The organism is Streptomyces sp. Tek67B01 (assembly GCF_055231995.1).
On sequence record NZ_JBUYUY010000001.1, the window covers coordinates 2,326,453 to 2,345,536 of the forward strand.

At 71.6% G+C, this 19,084-nt stretch carries 17 protein-coding genes; 5 read left to right on the forward strand and 12 right to left on the reverse strand.

Annotated elements, in window-relative coordinates:
- Positions 1-40: 40 nt before the first annotated feature.
- The 3 genes from ACV7NM_RS10240 (at position 41) to ACV7NM_RS10250 (ending at position 2,944) form a co-directional block, all read left to right on the forward strand.
- The gene (locus tag ACV7NM_RS10240) at positions 41-865 is read left to right on the forward strand and encodes a helix-turn-helix domain-containing protein (RefSeq protein ID WP_463410008.1); all 825 of its coding nucleotides are present in this window, start codon (positions 41-43) and stop codon (positions 863-865) included.
- A complete protein-coding gene (locus ACV7NM_RS10245; protein WP_463410009.1) occupies positions 862-1,101 on the forward strand; it encodes a DUF397 domain-containing protein in 240 nt (79 codons plus the stop codon). The genes ACV7NM_RS10240 and ACV7NM_RS10245 overlap by 4 nt, the downstream gene beginning before the upstream one ends.
- Before the next feature lie 73 nt (positions 1,102-1,174).
- Complete coding sequence (locus ACV7NM_RS10250; protein WP_463410010.1) at positions 1,175-2,944, forward strand: protein kinase domain-containing protein; 1,770 nt, start codon at positions 1,175-1,177, stop codon at positions 2,942-2,944.
- 63 nt (positions 2,945-3,007) lie between these two features.
- Here the strand turns inward: ACV7NM_RS10250 and gatB are convergent, their stop codons facing one another.
- The 10 genes from gatB to ACV7NM_RS10300 form a co-directional block, all read right to left on the reverse strand.
- Positions 3,008-4,516 (reverse strand): Asp-tRNA(Asn)/Glu-tRNA(Gln) amidotransferase subunit GatB, encoded by a 1,509-nt coding sequence (gene gatB / locus ACV7NM_RS10255; RefSeq protein WP_463410011.1) that lies wholly within the window; start codon positions 4,514-4,516, stop codon positions 3,008-3,010.
- A 15-nt stretch (positions 4,517-4,531) separates the two neighbouring features.
- A complete protein-coding gene (locus ACV7NM_RS10260) occupies positions 4,532-4,777 on the reverse strand; it encodes a hypothetical protein (protein ID WP_136214541.1) in 246 nt (81 codons plus the stop codon).
- Entirely contained in the window at positions 4,774-6,273 is a 1,500-nt protein-coding gene (gatA, locus tag ACV7NM_RS10265; RefSeq protein WP_463410012.1) for an Asp-tRNA(Asn)/Glu-tRNA(Gln) amidotransferase subunit GatA, read from the reverse strand. The genes ACV7NM_RS10260 and gatA overlap by 4 nt, the downstream gene beginning before the upstream one ends.
- Before the next feature lie 5 nt (positions 6,274-6,278).
- Positions 6,279-6,575 (reverse strand): Asp-tRNA(Asn)/Glu-tRNA(Gln) amidotransferase subunit GatC, encoded by a 297-nt coding sequence (gene gatC, locus ACV7NM_RS10270; protein WP_010984178.1) that lies wholly within the window; start codon positions 6,573-6,575, stop codon positions 6,279-6,281.
- 300 nt (positions 6,576-6,875) lie between these two features.
- Entirely contained in the window at positions 6,876-9,074 is a 2,199-nt protein-coding gene (locus ACV7NM_RS10275; protein WP_463410013.1) for a putative bifunctional diguanylate cyclase/phosphodiesterase, read from the reverse strand.
- Positions 9,075-9,459: 385 nt separating this feature from the next.
- Positions 9,460-11,670, reverse strand: a complete 2,211-nt coding sequence (gene ligA, locus ACV7NM_RS10280; RefSeq protein ID WP_463410014.1) for an NAD-dependent DNA ligase LigA — start codon at positions 11,668-11,670, stop codon at positions 9,460-9,462.
- Positions 11,671-11,700: 30 nt separating this feature from the next.
- Positions 11,701-12,696, reverse strand: a complete 996-nt coding sequence (locus ACV7NM_RS10285; protein WP_463410015.1) for a methionine synthase — start codon at positions 12,694-12,696, stop codon at positions 11,701-11,703.
- On the reverse strand, positions 12,693-13,382 hold the full coding sequence (locus tag ACV7NM_RS10290) for an SDR family oxidoreductase (protein WP_463410016.1): 690 nt from the start codon (positions 13,380-13,382) through the stop codon (positions 12,693-12,695). The genes ACV7NM_RS10285 and ACV7NM_RS10290 overlap by 4 nt, the downstream gene beginning before the upstream one ends.
- 63 nt (positions 13,383-13,445) lie before the next feature.
- Entirely contained in the window at positions 13,446-13,790 is a 345-nt protein-coding gene (locus ACV7NM_RS10295; protein ID WP_463410017.1) for a DUF1330 domain-containing protein, read from the reverse strand.
- Positions 13,791-13,878: 88 nt separating this feature from the next.
- The gene (locus ACV7NM_RS10300; RefSeq protein ID WP_463410018.1) at positions 13,879-14,859 is read right to left on the reverse strand and encodes a GlxA family transcriptional regulator; all 981 of its coding nucleotides are present in this window, start codon (positions 14,857-14,859) and stop codon (positions 13,879-13,881) included.
- 134 nt (positions 14,860-14,993) lie between these two features.
- Between ACV7NM_RS10300 and ACV7NM_RS10305 the strand changes: the two genes are divergently transcribed.
- Positions 14,994-15,917 (forward strand): NADP-dependent oxidoreductase, encoded by a 924-nt coding sequence (locus tag ACV7NM_RS10305; RefSeq protein ID WP_463410019.1) that lies wholly within the window; start codon positions 14,994-14,996, stop codon positions 15,915-15,917.
- A gap of 58 nt (positions 15,918-15,975) precedes the next feature.
- On the opposite strand, the gene mnmA is transcribed toward ACV7NM_RS10305, so the two are convergent.
- Positions 15,976-17,112, reverse strand: coding sequence for a tRNA 2-thiouridine(34) synthase MnmA (gene mnmA, locus ACV7NM_RS10310; RefSeq protein ID WP_463410020.1), 1,137 nt, complete (start codon positions 17,110-17,112; stop codon positions 15,976-15,978).
- A gap of 69 nt (positions 17,113-17,181) precedes the next feature.
- Here mnmA and ACV7NM_RS10315 point away from each other — a divergent pair, with 69 nt between their 5' ends.
- Positions 17,182-17,838 carry an N-acetylmuramoyl-L-alanine amidase gene (locus ACV7NM_RS10315; RefSeq protein ID WP_463410021.1) on the forward strand — a complete coding sequence of 219 codons (657 nt, stop codon included), beginning with the start codon at positions 17,182-17,184 and terminating at the stop codon, positions 17,836-17,838.
- Between the two features lie 65 nt (positions 17,839-17,903).
- Here the strand turns inward: ACV7NM_RS10315 and ACV7NM_RS10320 are convergent, their stop codons facing one another.
- Complete coding sequence (locus tag ACV7NM_RS10320; RefSeq protein ID WP_463410022.1) at positions 17,904-19,067, reverse strand: cysteine desulfurase family protein; 1,164 nt, start codon at positions 19,065-19,067, stop codon at positions 17,904-17,906.
- Positions 19,068-19,084: the final 17 nt, after the last annotated feature.

Here is a 19,084-nt window from a genome sequence, read left to right on the forward strand (position 1 = left end):
ACGGTGCGTCAGCGGTCCGTCACTCGGGGATGTCTCCGCCATGGCACACACCAACAAGCCCCTGCGCAACGCCTCTTGGGTGGTCATTGGCGCCCTGGCCAAGCACTACCGCAAGCAGACGCCGTTCACCCAGGTGACCCTCGCCGAGCACCTGTTCATCGACCCGGAGACCATCGCCTCGATGGAACAGGGCCGCCGCCTGCTCCAACCGAAGATGGCGGCGGTCCTGGACAAACTGTTCAACACCGGAGGCGCGCTGACCGTCGCCCTCGCGGAGGTCCCGAGGCGGGAGCGGTACCCGGCCTTCGCGATCGACTTCATCACCCACGAACAGGACGCGCAGAGTCTGTTCTCGTACGAGAACTCCGTCATCCCAGGGCTGCTCCAAACCCCCGCGTACGCGGGGGGCGTCTTCAGCTGCCTCTACCCACCGCTCACCCCGGAAGAGATCGAGGTCCAAACCGCGACGAGGCTGGCGCGACAGGCGCTGTTGGACCGTAAGCCGTGGCCGCCGATGATGCACCACATCATCGAACAGTCCGTCTTGGAGCGCCCCGTCGGCGGCGATGCGGTGCTTCGGGGACAGCTCCGCCACTTGCGCGAACTGGCCGATCTTCCCTACCTAGGGCTCCAGATCATGCCCACAGGGCAGGGCAACCACGCGGGCCTCGATGGACCCATGGTGCTGCTGGAGACCGACGACCACGACCAGCTCGCCTACATCGAAGGCCAGCGTGTCAGCTTCCTGCTGGACGACCCCGATGAGGTCCATCCGCTCACCCTCAAGTATGGGATGCTGCGGAACCAGGCGCTGTCCATGGAGGACAGCAAGCGCCTGCTGGATGACCTGCTAGGAGAGTCATGACCCACGCCTTGGTCTGGTTCAAGTCGAGCTACAGCGGCAGCGAAGGTGGCAACTGCTTGGAAGTCGCCTACCACTGGCACAAGTCGAGCTACAGCGGCGACGAGGGCGGCAACTGCGTCGAGGTCGCCGCGCACCCCGCCGCCGTGCACGTCCGGGACTCCAAGGCGGCCGACGGGCCCGTCCTGACGGTCTCCCCCGGCACCTGGGCCGTCTTCGTCTCCGACGCGGCAAACTGACCGTTTCGATTGACCGTGTGATTCAGGCCACGCCAGACTGACCCCCACTCAAACCAGTTCCGCTGGGGGGAAATTGACCAGCCAGAATCTGCACATCGGACCGGATTCCGCAGCCGACCGCTATCGGCTGCTCCGGTCCATCGGGCGCGGCGGGGAGGCCGTGCTCTACCTCGCCGAGCTCGAGCTCGCGGGCGGCTGTGAACCGGTGGTCGTCAAGGTGCTCGACTCCAAGACGACCATCACGCCCGACATCTTCGACCGGATCAGCCAGAAGTGGAACGAACAGGCCGAGCTGCTCCGGTTCGTCCACCGCCCCGGCGTCGTCGGCGTCCGAGAACACTTCGAGGGGCCGCCGATCCACCGGCCCGGGGAGTCCGGGACGCTGACCGGGCGGGCGCTCGTGCTCGTCATGAACCACGTCGACGGGCTCGACCTGCGCGACTGGCGCGCCGAGCGGACCCTCACCACCCCCACCGAGCGGCGCGAGGTCATGCGCACGCTGGACCAACTGGCCGACGTACTGGACTGGCTGCACTCGGGGAAGGCGACCCCCTCCGGGCGGCAGGTCATCCACGGTGACCTCTCCCCCGGCAACGTCATGGTCGACGCCCACGGGCAGGCGACCCTGGTGGACTTCGGCCTGAGCAAGCTCACGGCCGACCACCAGACGGCCGAGGTCTGGTTCACCCCGGGCTACGCGGCCCCCGAGGTCTTCGACGGCAAGCGGACCCCGGGCACGGACCGGTACGCCTTCGGGGCCATCGCGTACTTCCTGCTGAGCGGGGAATCCCCGCCCTCCTCCCCGGAGCAACTGGCCCGGGCCATGCAGGCCTTGCCGCAGTTCGCGGTGCTGGACGCCGAGCAGCGCGGCCGGATCACCGCGATCCACGCCTACGACCCCGCCGAGCGGCCGGTGAGCCTGACCGGCTGGATGAAGGACGTCCGGCACGCGGTGGTGTCCACGACCAGTTCCACCTCCCAGCGGGCCACGGCCGTCCGGGACGCCGCACCCGACGCGGTCCCGCCCAGGCCGGTGGCGGCTCCGGTGGTCCCGCCGCAGCCCGCCGGAGCGCCCGCCTGCGGACCGCCTCCCACCGAACCGACCCACGCCCCCGCCGCGTACGCGCCCACGTACGCCCTGCACGAGTCCCCGGCCCCGGGGCCGACCGGCGGCAAGAAGGAGAAGAAGCGGACCGGGCTCGTCCTAGGCTCCGTGGCCGTCGTGCTGGTCATCGCCGCGCTCGCGGTGATCGGCGTACAGCTGCTCCAGAACGAGGACGCCAAGGGGAAGGACCATGCCTCGGGCGGCCAGGTGGAGACGCCCGCGTCCGACACGGCGACATCGGAGGAATCCGAGACCCCGACGCCCAGCGCCTCGGGGAGCGAGGTCGGCGAGGCGACGGTCGACCCCACCGCCTCCGGCAGCAAGCCGGCGGGTATCGCGGCGAACATCAAGGCGGCCGATCTGACCGGAATGGCATCCGTATCGGGCCTGGAACGGTTCGCGGTCGGAGCTGCGAAGCTCAACACCAAGCAGTACGGAGTCGCGTTCATCGCAGACCCGGCCGACTGTCTGTCCGACGCGATCGCGGAGTTCGATCTCAACCGCGAGTGGAAGCACCTGGAGTTCACGGCCGGAATCGACGACGGCTCCACGAACGGGAAGGGCCGGGTCAGCGTCTCGGTCGACGGACAGCCGGCGGCCTTCGCGGAACTCGTGGAGCTGGGCAAACCCATCACGCAGTCGGTGGACGTAAGCGGTGCACTGCGGCTCCGCATCAAAGTGGACGGCGGGTGCGACTACGGCACCACGGCCATCGCCGCCCCGAAGCTGACCCGCTGACCCGCACACGACGGCGGCGCCGCACCGGAGATCCGGTGCGGCGCCGCCCTTCGCGTACGGGGACTACTCCGAGACGCCCAGCCGCTCCAGGATGAGCTCCTTGACGCGGGCCGCGTCCGCCTGGCCGCGGGTGGTCTTCATGACCGCGCCGACCAGGGCGCCCACCGCGGCGATCTTGCCGCCGCGGATCTTGTCCGCGATGGCGGCGTTGCCCGCGATGGCCTCGTCCACGGCCGCGCCCAGCGCGCCCTCGTCCGAGACGACCTTGAGGCCGCGCTTCTCGACGACCTCGTCGGGGGTGCCCTCGCCGGCGAGGACGCCCTCGATGACCTGACGGGCCAGCTTGTCGTTGAGGTCGCCGGCCGCGACCAGGGCCGCGACCCGGGCGACCTGCGCCGGGGTGATGGGCAGCTCGTCGACGGAGACGCCCTGCTCGTTGGCGTTGCGGGCCAGCTCGCCCATCCACCACTTGCGCGCGGCGGTCGAGTCGGCGCCCGCCTCGATGGTGGCGACGATGGAGTCCACCGCGCCGGCGTTGAGGATCGACTGCATGTCGTGCTCGTTCACGCCCCACTCCTCGCGGAGGCGGTTGCGGCGCACGCGCGGCATCTCGGGCAGTCCGCCCCGCAGTTCCTCGACCCAGTCGCGGGCCGGGGCGACGGGGACCAGGTCGGGCTCCGGGAAGTACCGGTAGTCCTCGGCGTTGTCCTTGATGCGGCCGGCCGTGGTGGAGCCGTCCTCCTCGTGGAAGTGCCGGGTCTCCTGCACGATGGTGCCGCCGGAGGAGAGGACCGCCGCGTGGCGCTGGATCTCGAAGCGGGCCGCGCGCTCCACGGAGCGGAGCGAGTTGACGTTCTTCGTCTCCGAGCGGGTTCCGAACTTCTCGGTGCCGTTCGGGCGCAGCGACAGGTTCACGTCGCAGCGCATCTGGCCCTTGTCCATCCGGGCCTCGGAGACGCCGAGGGCCTTGATGACCTCGCGCAGCTCGGCGACGTACGCCTTCGCGACCTCGGGGGCCCGCTCGCCGGCGCCCTCGATGGGCTTGGTGACGATCTCGATGAGCGGGATGCCGGCGCGGTTGTAGTCCAGCAGGGAGTGGGACGCGCCGTGGATACGGCCGGTGGCGCCGCCGACGTGCAGCGACTTGCCGGTGTCCTCCTCCATGTGGGCGCGCTCGATCTCCACGCGGAAGATCTCGCCGTCCTCCAGCTGGACGTCCAGGAAGCCGTTGAAGGCGATCGGCTCGTCGTACTGGGAGGTCTGGAAGTTCTTCGGCATGTCCGGGTAGAAGTAGTTCTTCCGGGCGAAGCGGCACCACTCGGCGATCTCGCAGTTCAGCGCGAGGCCGATCTTGATGGCGGACTCGACGCCGATCGCGTTGACGACCGGGAGCGCGCCGGGCATGCCGAGACAGACGGGGCAGGTCTGCGCGTTGGGCTCGGCGCCCAGCTCGGTCGAGCATCCGCAGAACATCTTGGTCCTGGTGCCGAGCTCGACATGGACCTCAAGGCCCATGACGGGGTCGTACGACGCGAGGGCGTCCTCGTACGACAGCAGTTCGATGACGGTCACAGTGAAACTTCCCTCTCAGCCCAGCAGGACGTCGTCGTCGCCGAGACGCTTCAGCTCGCGGTACAGGATCGCGAGGCCGGTGACGATGGCGGCGGCGGACACAACGGCGTCGACCAGCTTCAGCGTGTCGTTCTCGGTGCGGGCCTTCTTGGCCTGCTTGATCACGCTGATGGCACCGAAGGCGGTGGTGCCGATCGACAGGTACGTACCGGACTTGGACTTCTTGAAGCCCTTGGCCTTGGACAGTGCGCTACCACTCACAGCGACGGAGCCTCCTCAAGCAGCGGGTGACCCCAACGCTCCGTGAAGGCGGCCTCGACAGCGGCACCGACCTTGTACAGCCGGTCGTCCTTCATGGCGGGGGCGATGATCTGCAGTCCGACCGGCAGGCCGTCCTCCGGTGCCAGGCCGCAGGGGAGCGACATGGCGGAGTTGCCGGCCAGGTTGGTCGGGATGGTGCACAGGTCGGCCAGGTACATCGCCAGGGGGTCGTCGGTGCGCTCGCCGATCGGGAAGGCGGTGGTCGGGGTCGTCGGGGAGACGATCACGTCGACCTGCTCGAAGGACTTCTCGAAGTCCTTCGAGATCAGCGTGCGCACCTTCTGGGCCGAGCCGTAGTACGCGTCGTAGTAGCCGGAGCTGAGCGCGTACGTGCCGAGGATGATGCGGCGCTTGACCTCGTCGCCGAAGCCGGCTTCGCGGGTCAGGGCGGTGACGTCCTCGGCGGACAGGGTGCCGTCGTCGCCGACGCGCAGGCCGTAGCGCAGACCGTCGAAGCGGGCCAGGTTCGAAGAGGCCTCGGACGGGGCGATCAGGTAGTACGCGGCCATGGCGAGGTCGAAGGACGGGCAGTCCAGCTCGACGATCTCGGCGCCGAGTTCCTTGAGGAGCTCGACCGACTCGTTGAAGCGCTGGACGACACCGGCCTGGTAGCCCTCGCCCGCGAACTGCTTGACCACGCCGACGCGCATGCCGGTGACGGAGCCGTTTCGCGCCGCCTCGACGACCGGCGGGACCGGGGCGTCGATGGAGGTGGAGTCCATCGGGTCGTGACCGGCGATCACCTCGTGGAGCAGGGCCGCGTCCAGGACCGTACGGGCGCAGGGGCCGCCCTGGTCGAGGGAGGAGGAGAAGGCGACCATGCCGTAGCGGGAGACCGAGCCGTACGTGGGCTTGACGCCGACGGTGGCCGTGACGGCGGCGGGCTGACGGATGGAGCCGCCGGTGTCCGTGCCGATGGCGAGGGGCGCCTGGAAGGCGGCGAGGGCCGCGGCGGAGCCGCCGCCGGAGCCGCCGGGGATGCGGGTGAGGTCCCACGGGTTGCCGGTGGGGCCGTACGCGCTGTTCTCGGTGGAGGACCCCATGGCGAACTCGTCCATGTTGGTCTTGCCGAGGATGACGACGTCGGCTTCCTTGAGCCTGCGCGTCAGAGTGGCGTCGTAGGGCGGGATCCACCCTTCGAGCATCTTCGAGCCGACGGTGGTCGGGACGCCGACCGTCGTGAAGATGTCCTTGAGGGCGAGCGGTACGCCGGCCAGCGGGCCGAGCTTCTCGCCGCGCTCCCGCTTGGCGTCGACGGCGCGGGCCTGGGCGAGGGCGCCTTCGCGGTCGACGTGGAGGAAGGCGTGGACCTTCTCGTCGGTCGCCTCGATGCGGGCCAGGTGGGCCTCGGTGACCTCGACGGCCGTGAGTTCGCCGGAGGCGATCTTCTCGGCGGTCTCGGCGGCGGTGAGCTTGATGATGATGGTGTCAGCCATGGTTGTTAGTCCTCCCCCAGGATCTGCGGCACCTTGAAACGCTGCTGCTCCTGGGCGGGAGCGCCGGAAAGCGCCTGCTCGGGGGTGAGCGACGGACGGACCTCGTCCGCGCGCATGACGTTGGTCAGCGGCAGCGGGTGGGAGGTCGGCGGGACGTCTTGGTCGGCGACCTCGGATACGCGGGCGACCGCGCCGATGATGTCGTCGAGCTGTCCGGCGAAGTGGTCCAGCTCTTCGGCCTTGAGCTCCAGACGTGCCAGCCGAGCGAGGTGGGCGACCTCCTCGCGCGTGATGCCAGGCATGCAGCGATCCTCTGGGGGTGGTGAGTGTGTAGGTTTCGCTGCCAATCCTATGGGGCGGGGGGCCGCAGCCACTAAACGGTTTGCCGCGTCGGCCGCCGGGAGCGCCGCGCGGGCCGCTGCGCGGTGCCCCGCCGGGCGCCGCCCGGACCCGCGCCTCAACCGCCGGCGGGGCTGGAAGACCCGGGACCACCCCCGAGCCTCGACGGCCCCGGGCTCGGCGCCGTCCGCGCCCGAGGCGGGCGGAAGATCCGGCCGTCCACACGGCGGTGCGCCGCCGCCGGGCGGGCCCGGGGCGGGGGCTCAGGAGGCGGCCTGGGATTCCTTGGCCGCCGCGGCGGCGAGTTCGGCCGTGATGTCCGCCGGGCGGCGCCAACCGCGTTCACCGCGGGCCAGGAGCCAGGCCGTGGCCTCCTGCGGGGGCATGGCGGCGGCGACCAGCCAGCCCTGGACGGCGTCGCAGCCCAGGTCCCGCAGCCGCTCCCAGGTCTCGTCGTCCTCGACGCCCTCGGCGACGACCAGCAGGCCCAGCGAGTGCGCGAGGTCCACGGTGCAACGGACGATCTCGGCGTCCTGGGCGTCCACGGCCAACCGCGCCACGAACGAGCGGTCGATCTTGAGTTCGCTGACCGGCAGCCGCCGCAGGTGTACCAAAGAGGAGTAGCCGGTGCCGAAGTCGTCCAGGGACATCTTCACCCCGTGGCCGGTCAGCCCGGCCATGGTGTCCGCCGCCCGCTGCGGGTCCTCCAGCAGCACGTGTTCCGTTATCTCCAGCTGGAGGCCGCTCGCCGGGACCCCGTGCCGGGCCAGTCTGGCGGCCACGGCTCCCGCGAAGCCGGGGGTGTGGACATCGCGCGGCGAGACGTTCACGGCGACCGGCACCTTGAGGCCCTGGGCGCGCCAGCGGGCCACCTGGGCCAGGGCCGTCTCCAGGACGTACTCCGTCAGGTGCGGCATGAGGCCGGAGGTCTCCGCGATGGCGATGAACTCGTCCGGGGAGACCCGCCCCCTCTCGGGGTGGACCCAGCGCACGAGCGCTTCGAGGCCGGCCACCTTCCCGTCAAAGCCGACCTTCGGCTGGTAGTGGAGTTCGACCTCTCCCGCGTCGAGCGCCCTGCGGAGGTCTCCGAGGAGGCCGAGCCGGTCGGGCGTGTTGCTGTCCCGCTTGGACTCGTACACCTCGACGCCGGTGCGGTCCCGTTTGGCCTGGTACATGGCGACGTCGGCCCGCCGCAGCAGGCCTTCCGCGTCCAGGGCGTGGTCGGGGAAGACGGCGAGGCCGGCGCTGGCCTCCAGGACGAGGGTGAGGCCGTCGAGGTCGAGCGGGGAGCTGAGCTCGGAGACCAGGTTTCGGGCGACGCGCTGGGCGCTGGTGGTGGAGTCGGCGAGCGGCAGCAGGACGGCGAACTCGTCACCGCCGAGGCGGGCCGCCTCGGCGTCCGGCGGGAGCGCCTGCCGCAGCCGTTCGGCGATCTGGAGGAGCAGCCGGTCCCCGGCGAGGTGGCCGAGGGTGTCGTTGACGGCGCGGAAGCGGTCGAGGTCGATGAGGACGAGGGCGGAGCGGGTGCCCAAACGTTCAGCCTCGTCCAGCGCCGACCAGGTGCGCTCCAGCAGCCACTGCCGGTTGGGCAGGCCGGTGAGCGGGTCGCGCAGTTGTTCCTCGGCGCGGGCGCGGGCGATCCACAGGGTGGAGTCCAGTGCGATGAGCGGTACGGCGAACAGCGGCAGCAGTACCGGCTGGGTGCAGGCGACGACACAGATCAGCGGGGCGATGCCGAGCAGCGCGGCGGCGACGAGCGCCTGCCGCAGCAGGGCGGTGCGGGCGACGGTGGGCAGTCCGGCGCCGCGCGGGGCGAGCGCGAACCACAGGACGATCCTGGTCACCAGCAGGTAGGCGACCGCGACGAGGACCACCTCGGGGATCGCCGCCGGCTCCCAGGTGGTGGGCAGCCAGGGGACCTCCACGGTCGGTGTCTCGCCGAAGGCCGTCAGGACGAGGGCGCCGGCGCCGATGCCGAGGATGTCGGCGGACCCGTGCAGCAGGCCTTGGCGCCAGCGGTGGCGGCGGGCGGCCCCGACGAGCGAGACCACGGCCAGGGAGACGAGTCCGGCGGGGACCCATCCGTAGAGGAGGAGCACACCGAGGGTGAGCGCGGCTCCCGAGCCGGTGCCGCCCCACCAGCGGTCGCGGCCGAGTGCCACGAGGTGACCGACGATGATCCCGGTGAGGAGGGCGAGCGCCCAGCCCACGGGCCCACCGGGGAACAGCGCGTGACCTTCCGTCAGGGCGGAGACGATGCCGGCCGCCAGTACGGCGACGGCCAGGCCGACAATGGCGAAGGGCAGCACGGTGCGCCCTTGTCCGCCGTTCGCGCCCGCCCCGGTGTCCGGCGTGCGCGTCTCCGGTGTCCTGGCACCCAGGACACCGATCCGGCCCGTCCGTATGGACGGGGGTTCCCCGCCGAATTCAGGTGACGGGTCGGCGCTTTCGGTGGGTTTCATGCCCGTCCCTCTCACAGCCGGCGATGCCGATGTCACGCGATGGCCCCTGTGTCATGCCACCACGGCTGAAAGCGCATCAGGCAGCCGTGCACGACAGGCGCACCCCTCAACAGTAGGACGCGAGAGGCTCCCAAGGGCAGCGGTCGGCGGCGGTTGCCCGAATGCGACCCAGCCATCCTCATCAGTACGGTATCCGCCGAACAGGTGAGTTTAGACCAGGACTTCGAGGTCACCCATGCGATGATCCGACAGCTCACGGCCCCGCCACCAGGCTTGTATGAGCCGTTTACCCCGGGTCCCGCGCGGGGCGTGCGCCCGCCCGTACGGCCGCACGCCACGCATCGGTTCGCCTCCGCCGCTGCCCGGAAAGGCGTTCATCCGGTGATTACTCCGCTTCGGTGGCGCCGTCCACCGGGAGGGCTACGGCGCGGGCGGCGTCGGGACCCTGTTCCAGCAGCACCGCGAAGCCCTCGTCGTCGAGGATCGGGAGCTTCAACTGCACGGCCTTGTCGTACTTCGAGCCCGGGTTGTCGCCGACGACGACGAAGGAGGTCTTCTTCGACACGGAGCCCGTGACCTTGGCGCCCCGGCTCTGTAGGGCCTCCTTGGCCCCGTCACGGGTGTGGCTGCGGAGGGTGCCGGTGACCACGACGGTCATGCCCTCCAGCGGACGCGGCCCCACCTCTTCGCCGGAACCCTCCTCCTCCATCCGGACACCGGCTTCGCGCCACTTCCGCAGGATCTCCTGGTGCCAGGCGACGGCGAACCACTCCTTGAGGGAGGCGGCGATGATCGCGCCGACGCCGTCCGTCGCGGCCAGCTCTTCCTCGGTGGCCTGTTCGATGCGCTCGATCGACCGGAATTCGCGGGCGAGGGCCTCGGCGGCGACGGGTCCGACATGACGGATGGACAGGCCGTTGATGATGCGGGCCAGGGGGCGGTCCTTGGCGGCTTCGATGTTCCGGAGCATCGCCAGGGCGTTCTTCTTGGGTTCGCCCTTCTGGTTGGCGAAGACGCGGACGATCTTCTCCTCGCCCGTCTTCGGGTCCCGCTTGGGCAGTCCGCTGTCCTGGTCGAGCACGTACGCCTTGATGGGCAGCAGGTCCTCGATGGTGAGGGTGAACAGGTCCCCCTCGTCAAGCATCGGGGGGGAGGCCGGCTCCAGCGGTCTGGTCAGCGCGGCCGCGGCGACCTTGCCGAAGTTCTCGATGTCGAGGCACTGCCGGCCGACCAGGTAGAACAACCGCTCGCGCACTTGGGCGGGGCACGTCTGCCCGTTGGGGCAGCGCAGGTCGATGTCGCCTTCCTTCATGGGCCGCAGCGGCGCGGCGCACTCGGGGCACTCGGCGGGCATCACGAACTCGCGCTCGGTGCCGTCGCGCAGGTCCACCACCGGGCCCAGGATCTCGGGGATGACGTCCCCCGCCTTGCGCAGCACGACGGTGTCCCCGATGAGCACGCCCTTGGCCTTGACGACCTCCTGGTTGTGCAGGGTCGCGAACTCGACCTCGGAGCCGGCCACGGTCACCGGCTCGACCTGGGCGTACGGGGTGACGCGCCCGGTACGGCCGACGCCGACCTTGATGTCGATCAGCTTGGTGTTGACCTCTTCCGGGGCGTACTTCCAGGCGATGGCCCAGCGCGGCGCGCGCGCGGTGGAACCGAGCCGCCCCTGGAGCGGGATCTCGTCGAGCTTGACGACCACGCCGTCGATCTCGTGTTCCACGGAGTGCCGGTTCTCGCCGAAATAGGCGATGAACTCGCGGACCTCTTCGAGTGACGAGACCACCTTGTTGTGCCGGGCGGTCGGCAGGCCCCACTCACCGAGCAGCCCGTACGCCTGGGAGAGCTTGTCGATGTCGAGGCCCTCGCGGGCCCCGATGCCGTGGACGACCATGTGCAGCGGCCGGGTCGCGGTGACCTTCGGGTCCTTCTGCCGCAGCGAACCGGCCGCCGCGTTGCGCGGGTTGGCGAAGGGCTTGTCGCCCGCCTCGACGAGACGGGCGTTGAGCTCCTCGAACTTCTCCATCGGGAAGAAGACTTCACCGCGGATCTCCACCAGCTTGGGGATCCGATCGCCCTTCAGGCGGTCGGGGATCTCCGCGATGGTGCGGACGTTGGGCGTGATGTCCTCGCCGGTGCGGCCGTCGCCGCGGGTGGCGGCGCGGGTGAGGCGGCCGTTCTCGTAGGTGAGGTTGACGGCGAGGCCGTCCACCTTCAGCTCGCAGAGGTAGTGGTAGTCGCCGGTGTTCACGTCCCGGGCGACCCGCTCGGCCCAGGTCGCCAGTTCCTCGTCGTCGAAGGCGTTGTCGAGCGAGAGCATGCGCTCACGGTGCTGGACGGAGGCGAAGTCCGTCTCGTACGCCCCGGACACCTTCTGGGTGGGCGAGTCCGGGGTGCGCAGCTCCGGGTACTCCTCCTCCAGGGCCTCCAGCGAGCGCAGCAGCTGGTCGAACTCGGCGTCGCTGACGACCGGCTGGTCGTTCACGTAGTACCGGAAGCGGTGCTCCTCGACCTGCTCGGCGAGCAGCGCGTGCTGTTCGCGCACCGCCGCCGGTGCCGTCGTGTCGCTTGCCTGCTTCTGTTCGGCTGCCATGCCGTGTCCTCCCGTGGCCCGTCTCGACCGTCACTCAGGGTTGTCGGCGAGCGACCTCGCCGCTCTGACGCAGTGCGCCTGTGCCGCGCGGGCGTAGGCGGGCGAGGCGCCCGCGAGACCGCACGACGGGGTGACCACGACGGACTCGGCCAGAGTCCCCGGAGCCAGCCCCAGCCTGCGCCAAAGCTTCCTGACACCCATGACGCTACCGCCCGGGTCCGACAACGGGGCGTCGGTGCCCGGCACCACTCCGGCGAAGAGCCTCAGGCCGTCCTCGACCGCTTCGCCGATGGCGTCGTCCTCGCGCTCGGTGAGCAAGGAGAAATCGAACGAAGCGCCCGAGGCACCGGCTCGCCGCAGGAGGGCGAAGGGCACCTCGGGGGCGCACGAGTGGACGATCACCTCACCGCCCCCGACGGACTCCGTGACGGCGAACAGGTCGCGGAGCGTGCCCTCGACCACCTGCCGGTCGACCGCCCGGTAGGTGCGGTAGCCGCTCGCGGAGCGGACCCGGCCGAGCAGGACGGCGGTCAGCGACGGCTCGTCGAACTGGAGCACGATCTCGGCGCCGGGTACCCGTCGGCGTACGTCGGCCAGGTGCTCGCGCAGCCCCTCGGCGAGGGACGCGGCCAGGTCACGGCAGGCGCCGGGGTCCTGGAGCACGGCCTCACCGCCGTGCAGCTCCAGGGCCGCGGCCAAGGTCCACGGGCCCACGGCCTGGACCTTGAGCTTGCCGCGGTACCCCTGGGTGAACTCCTCCAGTGCGTCGAGGTCCTCTCCCAGCCAGGACCGGGAGCGCCGGGTGTCGCGGCCGGGGCGGTCACTGATCCGCCAGCCGCTGGGTTCGACGTGCGCGTACATCTCCACGAGCAGCCCGAGGGTGCGGCCGATCATGTCCGCGCCGGGCCCGCGGGCGGGCAGTTCGGGGAGGTACGGGAACTGCTCGAAGGAACCGGTGGCGGTCTTGGCCGCCTCGCGGGCGTCGCCGCCGGGCAGCGAGCCGACGCCGGTGGCGTTCGCGGTCATCGGCCGGGCCTCACGGACAGGTCGTGCACCTCGGCGTCGCGGGGCAGGTCGACGGCCATGACGATGGTGGTGGCCACCGATTCGGGGTCGATCCAGGCGGCGGGGTCGTACTCCTTGCCCTCCTGCGAGTGCACCTTGGCCTGCATCGGGCTCGCGGTGCGGCCCGGGTAGACGGAGGTGACGCGGATGCCGTGCTCCTTCTCCTCCTCGCGCAGGGAGTCGGCGAGCGCCCTGAGGCCGTGCTTGGAGGCGGCGTAGGCACTCCAGTCCGCGTGGGCGTTCAGGCCGGCGCCGGAGTTCACGAAGACGACGGTCGCGCGCGAGGCGCGCAGGGTGGGCAGCAGCAGGCGGGTGACCTCGGCGGGGGCGATGAGGTTGACGTTGAGCTGCTGGTGCCAGGTCTTGGGGCGCAGTTCCCCGACCGGTCCGAGGTCGACGATGCCGGCGATGTGCAGGAGGGAGTCGATCCGCTCGGGGACGGCCTGCTTGGAGAACGCCCAGGAGAGCCGGTCGGGGTCGGCGAGGTCGCCGACGAGCGCGCGGGCGCCGGGGTACCGGTCCGTGAGCTGCCTGGCGCGGCCGGCGTCACGGGCGAGCAGGACGAGGTCGTCGCCGCGAGCGTGGAGGCGGGCGGCGACGGCGGCGCCGATGCCCGATCCGGCACCGGTGATCAGGTGAGTAGCCATGTGGCCATGCTCGCACCCCGGAGGCAGTCGTCGTCCCCCTCGGGGTGCGGCGGGGGCCCGCGGTCAGAGGCCGGCGGCCTCGCGCAGTCCGGCGGCGGTCTTGCGGGCGTCGTAGCCCGGCGGGACGCCGTCGACCAGGATGATCTCGCCGGGGATGTGACGGGTGCGCAGCGGGATGAGGGCCTGGTAGGCGGGGGACGCGTACCAGGCGCGGGCCCGCTCGATGTCCGGGAAGCCGATCACGACGAGCGCGCCGGGGAAGGTGCCTTCCATGACCTCCACCTCGGCCCCGTGGACGAGGAAGCGGCCTTCGAAGGGGTCCATGGTGGCCTGGATCTCCTCGATGTAGCGCAGGATCTCCTCGTTCATGGTCTCGGGACGTATGTGGCCGATGGCGTACGCGGTCATGACTGTCTCCCCTCTGGGCTGTCCCGGTGGTCCGGGCCGTTGGCTCGATCCTGCCGTGCCGCGGCCGGTGCGGCGATTACCTCGCGGGTCATGCCGCGACGAGGGCCGGGCGGTAGGTGCGCCGGTAGGCGATCGGGGAGATGCCCAGGGTCGCCCGCATGTGCTGGCGCAGGGAGCTCGCGGAACCGAATCCGGAGCGGTGGGCGACGAGGTCGACGGGCAGGTCGCTGGATTCCAGCAACTGCCGTGCCAGGTCCAGGCGCTGGCCGGTGAGCCACTGGACGGGGGTCATGCCGACCTCGTCGCGGAAGCGCCGGGTGAAGGTGCGCAGGCTCATCCTCGCGTGCGCGGCCAGCTCGGCCAGGGTGAGGGGTTGGGCGAGTCGCTCCAGGGCCCAGGCCCGGGTGGCGGTGGTGGTGGCGACGGTGGGTTCGGGCACGGGCCGGTCGATGTACTGGGCCTGTCCGCCGTCACGCCAGGGCGGTACGACGCACATCCGCGCGGCGCGGTTGGCGACGGCGGTGCCGTGGTCGGCGCGCACGAGGTAGAGGCAGAGGTCGATGCCGGCGGCGACCCCGGCGGAGGTGAGGATGTCGCCGTCGTCGACGAAGAGCACGTCCTCGTCGAGCTTGACGCGGGGGAAGGCCCGCTGGAACTCCGGCGCGTGCCCCCAGTGGGTGGTGGCGGGCCGGCCGTCGAGCAGTCCGGCGGCGGCGAGCACCTCGGAGCCGGTGCAGATGGACACGATGCGGGTGCCGGGGCGGATGGCCGCGAGGGCGTCGGCGAGGACCGCGGGCAGGGGTTCGCCGCGCAGCAGCCCGGGCATGGCGTGGGTCGGCGGGACGATCACGGTGTCGGCCGCCGCGAGGGCCTCGGGGCCCGCGCGGACGCCGACGGTGAAGCCCGCGTCGCTGGCCACCGGGAGGCCGTCGGCGGTGCAGACGGTGACCTCGTAGAGGCTGCCACCGTCCTCGGCGCGGGCGTTCCCGAAGACCCTGGAGGGCATGCCGAGCTCGAAGGGGGCGACACCTTCGAGGGCGAGTACGGCGATTCGATGCAAAGCGGACATGGCCAGATCCTGTCACATGGTGGCCGTCCGGCCAACACCATGTGGTCCCGCGAGCGGCCAAGCTGGTGCCATCGGCCGGAACAACCGGCCCCGAGCACCACAGAGCGCAACAGAGCGCTACGAAGGAGACAGTCATGCGTGCGGTCGTCGTCAGCCAGTGGGGTGGACCCGAGGTTCTCACCGAGGTCGAGGCCGAGCGGCCCGAGCCGGGTCTGAACGAGATCCTCGTGCGGGTCCACGCGGCCGGCGTGAACCCGGTGGACTTCAAGACCCGTGCCAGTGGCGCCCTCATCGGCTGGGGCGACGTCCCGATGGTCGGCTGGGACGTCTCGGGCACCGTCGAGGCGGTCGGCCCGGGCGTGACGCTGTACCGCGCGGGCGACGAGGTCTACGGCATGCCGAACTTCCCGCGCCAGGCGGGCGGCTACGCCGAGTACGTGGTCGCCCCGGCCCGGCACTTCGCGCGCAAGCCCGCCTCCTTGGACCACGTGCAGGCGGCGGCCCTGCCGCTGGCCGCGCTGACCGCCTGGCAGGCACTGGTGGACACGGCCGGGGTCACCGAGGGCCGGCGGGTGCTGATCCACGCGGCGGCCGGCGGCGTCGGTCACCTGGCGGTACAGATCGCCAAGGCCCGCGGCGCGTACGTGATCGGCACCGCCAGCGCGGGCAAGCACGAGCTGCTGCGCGAGCTGGGCGCCGACGAGGTCGTCGACTACCGGACCACCGACTTCGAGGACGTCGTATCCGAGGTGGACGTCGTGCTCGACGCGGTCGGCGGGGACCACGGGCAGCGCTCGCTGAAGGTACTCAAGCAGGGCGGACACCTGATCACCCTGCCGGGCCCGGACGGCCTCCCGGAGGACCCGGAGGGCGTGCACGCCTCCTGGATGCTCGTGGAGCCGGACCACCTCGGCCTGCGGGAGATCGCCGCGCTCGTCGAGGCGGGCAAGCTCCGCGTGGTCGTCGACACGGTGCTGCCGCTGGAGCAGGCGGCGAAGGCCCACGAGATCGGCGAGCAGGGCCGGACCACCGGCAAGATCGTCCTGACGGTGGTCTGAGCACTGACCTGAGCCGGTGAGCCGAGGTGCCGGGGCCGGGCCGGTGGCCCGAGCCGGTTTAGACGTTCGCGGCGGCGGCGCGGGTGGTGGTGGCGATGGTGGCGGAGCCGACCACGCGCGTGCCGTCGTAGAGCACGATCGCCTGGCCGGGGGCCACACCGCGCACCGGTTCGGTGAAGGAGACGCGCAGCTCGCCGTCCACCATCTCGGCGAAGACCTCGCTCTCGCCGCCGTGGGCGCGCAGCTGGGCGGTGTACGTCCCGGGGGCGGCCGGGGTGGAGCCGCACCAGCGGGGGCGGATGGCGGTGAGGGCACTGACGTCGAGGGCCTCGACGGGGCCGACGGTCACGGTGTTGTTCACGGGCGAGATGTCGAGGACGTAGCGCGGCTTGCCGTCGGGCGCGGGGTGGCCGATCCGCAGGCCCTTGCGCTGGCCGATGGTGAAGCCGAAGGCGCCGTCGTGCGTGCCGACCTTCTCACCGGTGGTCCCGTCCACGATGTCGCCCTCGGCCTTGCCCAGCCGGCTCGCGAGGAAGCCCTGGGTGTCGCCGTCCGCGATGAAGCAGATGTCGTGGCTGTCGGGCTTCTTCGCGACGGCCAGGCCCCGGCGCTCCGCCTCGGCGCGGATCTCGTCCTTGGTGGTGAGGGTGTCGCCGAGCGGGAAGAGGGCGTGGGCGAGCTGCTTCTCGTCGAGGACGCCGAGGACGTACGACTGGTCCTTGGCCATGTCGGAGGCGCGGTGCAGCTCGCGCGTCCCGTCCTCGTTCAGTACGACGGTGGCGTAGTGGCCGGTGCACACGGCGTCGAAGCCGAGGGCGAGGGCCTTGTCGAGCAGCGCCGCGAACTTGATCTTCTCGTTGCACCGCAGGCAGGGGTTGGGGGTGCGCCCGGCCTCGTACTCGGCGACGAAGTCCTCCACGACGTCCTCGCGGAAGCGTTCGGCGAGGTCCCAGACGTAGAAGGGGATGCCGATGACGTCGGCGGCGCGGCGGGCGTCGCGCGAGTCCTCGATGGTGCAGCAGCCGCGGGCGCCGGTCCGGAAGGACTGCGGGTTCGCGGAGAGCGCGAGGTGGACGCCGGTCACGTCGTGCCCGGCTTCGACCGCGCGGGCGGCGGCGACGGCGGAGTCCACACCGCCGGACATGGCGGCCAGGACGCGGAGTGGACGGGCGGTGCGCGGCAGGTTCTCAGTCATAGCACCGTCCAGAGTACGGGGGAACCGGGCGGGGTCCCAGCGCGTTCTCGGGTACGGGGGGTGGATCACATGGGCGACAAGGGCAGGACCCGCAGGGCAGTGCTCTTCGGTGGGCTCGGGATCTTCGCGGTGGCGGTGATCGCGGGGCGGGATGAGATCGGGCGCGCGTGGTGGCTGGTGCCGGGGGTGTCCAAGCCGCGGCAGGAGGGGGCGCTGGACCACGCGGGCGCGAGCTGGACGGCGGCCTCGCCGGCGAACTGGCGCCGGGCGGACCGCCCGGAGGACTACCGGGTGGACCGGATCGTCGTCCATGTCACGCAAGGCAGTTTCCAGACCTCGGTGGACGCCTTCAAGAACCCCTGGCACAAGGCGTCGGCGCACTACATAGTCCGCCAGGACGGGCATGTGGAGCAGATGGTCCGCGAGCTGGACGTGGCCTTCCACTCGGGGAACCGCTCGATGAACGAGCGCAGCGTCGGCATCGAGCACGAGGGGTTCGTCGACCGGCCGCGGGACTTCACCGACGCGATGTACGCGGCGTCGGCCCGGCTGGCGGCCGATGTGTGCCGTAGGTACGGCATACCCGTCGACCGCAAGCACATCCTGGGCCACTCCGAGGTCCCGGGCGCCGACCACACCGATCCCGGCCCGCTGTGGGACTGGGGCCGGTACCTGCGCATGGTCGGCGAGGCCCTGCGCGCCGGGGCGCCGCCCGGAGCCGGCTGAGGCGGGGGCGGGCCGGCCGGACCGGGCCGGGGGGCGAGAGCCGGCCGGACCGGGCCGGGGGCGGCCTAGCTGAGGCCCGCCGTGCGGGCGCGCGCCACGGCGGGGCCGATGGCGGCGGCCACGGCGGTGACGTCCTCCTTGGTGGAGGTGTGGCCCAGGGAGAACCGCAGGGTGCCGCGGGCCAGCTCGGGATCGGTGCCGGTGGCGAGCAGGACGTGGCTGGGCTGCGCCACGCCCGCCGTGCAGGCGGAGCCGGTGGAGCACTCGATGCCCTGGGCGTCGAGGAGCAGCAACAGGGAGTCGCCTTCGCAGCCGGGGAAGCTGAAGTGGGCGTTGGCGGGGAGCCGCTCGGTGGGGTCCCCGCCCAGGACGGCGTCGGGCACTTCCCGAAGGACGGCGGTGACCAGCTCGTCGCGCAGGGCGCCGACGCGGGCGGCGAAGGCCTCGCGCCGTTCGGCGGCGAGGACGGCGGCGACCGCGAAGGCGGCGATGGCGGGCACGTCCAGGGTGCCGGAGCGCACGTGCCGCTCCTGGCCGCCGCCGTGCAGGACGGGTACGGGGCTCTGGTCGCGGCCGAGCAGCAGGGCGCCGATGCCGTAGGGGCCGCCGACCTTGTGGCCGCTGACGGTCATGGCGGCCAGACCGCTGTCGCCGAAGCGGACGTCGAGCTGCCCGAAGGCCTGGACGGCGTCGGAGTGCATGGGGATGGCGAACTCGCCCGCGATGGCGGCGAGTTCTCGGACCGGCAGGACGGTCCCGATCTCGTTGTTGGCCCACATGACGGTGGCGAGGGCGATGTCTTCGGGGTTGCGTTCCACCGCCTCGCGGAAGGCCTCGGGGCGGACGCGCCCGTACCGGTCCACGGGCAGGTACTCGACCTGTGCGCCCTCGTGCTCGGCGAGCCAGTGGACGGCGTCGAGGACGGCGTGGTGTTCGACGGGGCTGGCGAGGACGCGGGTTCGGGCGGGGTCCTGGTCGCGACGGGCCCAGTAGAGGCCCTTGACGGCGAGGTTGTCGGCCTCGGTGCCGCCGGCGGTGAAGACCACCTCGCTCGGGCGCGCGCCGAGGGCTTCGGCGAGTGCCTCGCGCGCCTCCTCGACGGTGCGGCGGGCGCGGCGGCCGGCGGCGTGGAGGGAGGACGCGTTACCCGTGGCGGCGAACTGCGCGGTCATCGCCGCAGCCGCCTCCGGCAGCATCGGCGTGGTTGCGGCGTGATCGAGGTAGGCCATGATCCCCCGATTCTACG

What these genes read in the sequence shown, in the direction of transcription:
- ACV7NM_RS10240 (WP_463410008.1), top strand. Translation starts at nt 41, where the DNA reads ATGGCACACACCAACAAGCCCCTGCGCAACGCCTCTTGGGTGGTCATT.
- ACV7NM_RS10245 (WP_463410009.1), top strand. Translation starts at nt 862, where the DNA reads ATGACCCACGCCTTGGTCTGGTTCAAGTCGAGCTACAGCGGCAGCGAA.
- gatA (WP_463410012.1), bottom strand. Translation starts at nt 6,273, where the DNA reads ATGGCTGACACCATCATCATCAAGCTCACCGCCGCCGAGACCGCCGAG.
- gatC (WP_010984178.1), bottom strand. Translation starts at nt 6,575, where the DNA reads ATGCCTGGCATCACGCGCGAGGAGGTCGCCCACCTCGCTCGGCTGGCA.
- ACV7NM_RS10275 (WP_463410013.1), bottom strand. Translation starts at nt 9,074, where the DNA reads ATGAAACCCACCGAAAGCGCCGACCCGTCACCTGAATTCGGCGGGGAA.
- ligA (WP_463410014.1), bottom strand. Translation starts at nt 11,670, where the DNA reads ATGGCAGCCGAACAGAAGCAGGCAAGCGACACGACGGCACCGGCGGCG.
- ACV7NM_RS10285 (WP_463410015.1), bottom strand. Translation starts at nt 12,696, where the DNA reads ATGACCGCGAACGCCACCGGCGTCGGCTCGCTGCCCGGCGGCGACGCC.
- ACV7NM_RS10290 (WP_463410016.1), bottom strand. Translation starts at nt 13,382, where the DNA reads ATGGCTACTCACCTGATCACCGGTGCCGGATCGGGCATCGGCGCCGCC.
- ACV7NM_RS10295 (WP_463410017.1), bottom strand. Translation starts at nt 13,790, where the DNA reads ATGACCGCGTACGCCATCGGCCACATACGTCCCGAGACCATGAACGAG.
- ACV7NM_RS10300 (WP_463410018.1), bottom strand. Translation starts at nt 14,859, where the DNA reads ATGTCCGCTTTGCATCGAATCGCCGTACTCGCCCTCGAAGGTGTCGCC.
- ACV7NM_RS10305 (WP_463410019.1), top strand. Translation starts at nt 14,994, where the DNA reads ATGCGTGCGGTCGTCGTCAGCCAGTGGGGTGGACCCGAGGTTCTCACC.
- mnmA (WP_463410020.1), bottom strand. Translation starts at nt 17,112, where the DNA reads ATGACTGAGAACCTGCCGCGCACCGCCCGTCCACTCCGCGTCCTGGCC.
- ACV7NM_RS10315 (WP_463410021.1), top strand. Translation starts at nt 17,182, where the DNA reads ATGGGCGACAAGGGCAGGACCCGCAGGGCAGTGCTCTTCGGTGGGCTC.
- ACV7NM_RS10320 (WP_463410022.1), bottom strand. Translation starts at nt 19,067, where the DNA reads ATGGCCTACCTCGATCACGCCGCAACCACGCCGATGCTGCCGGAGGCG.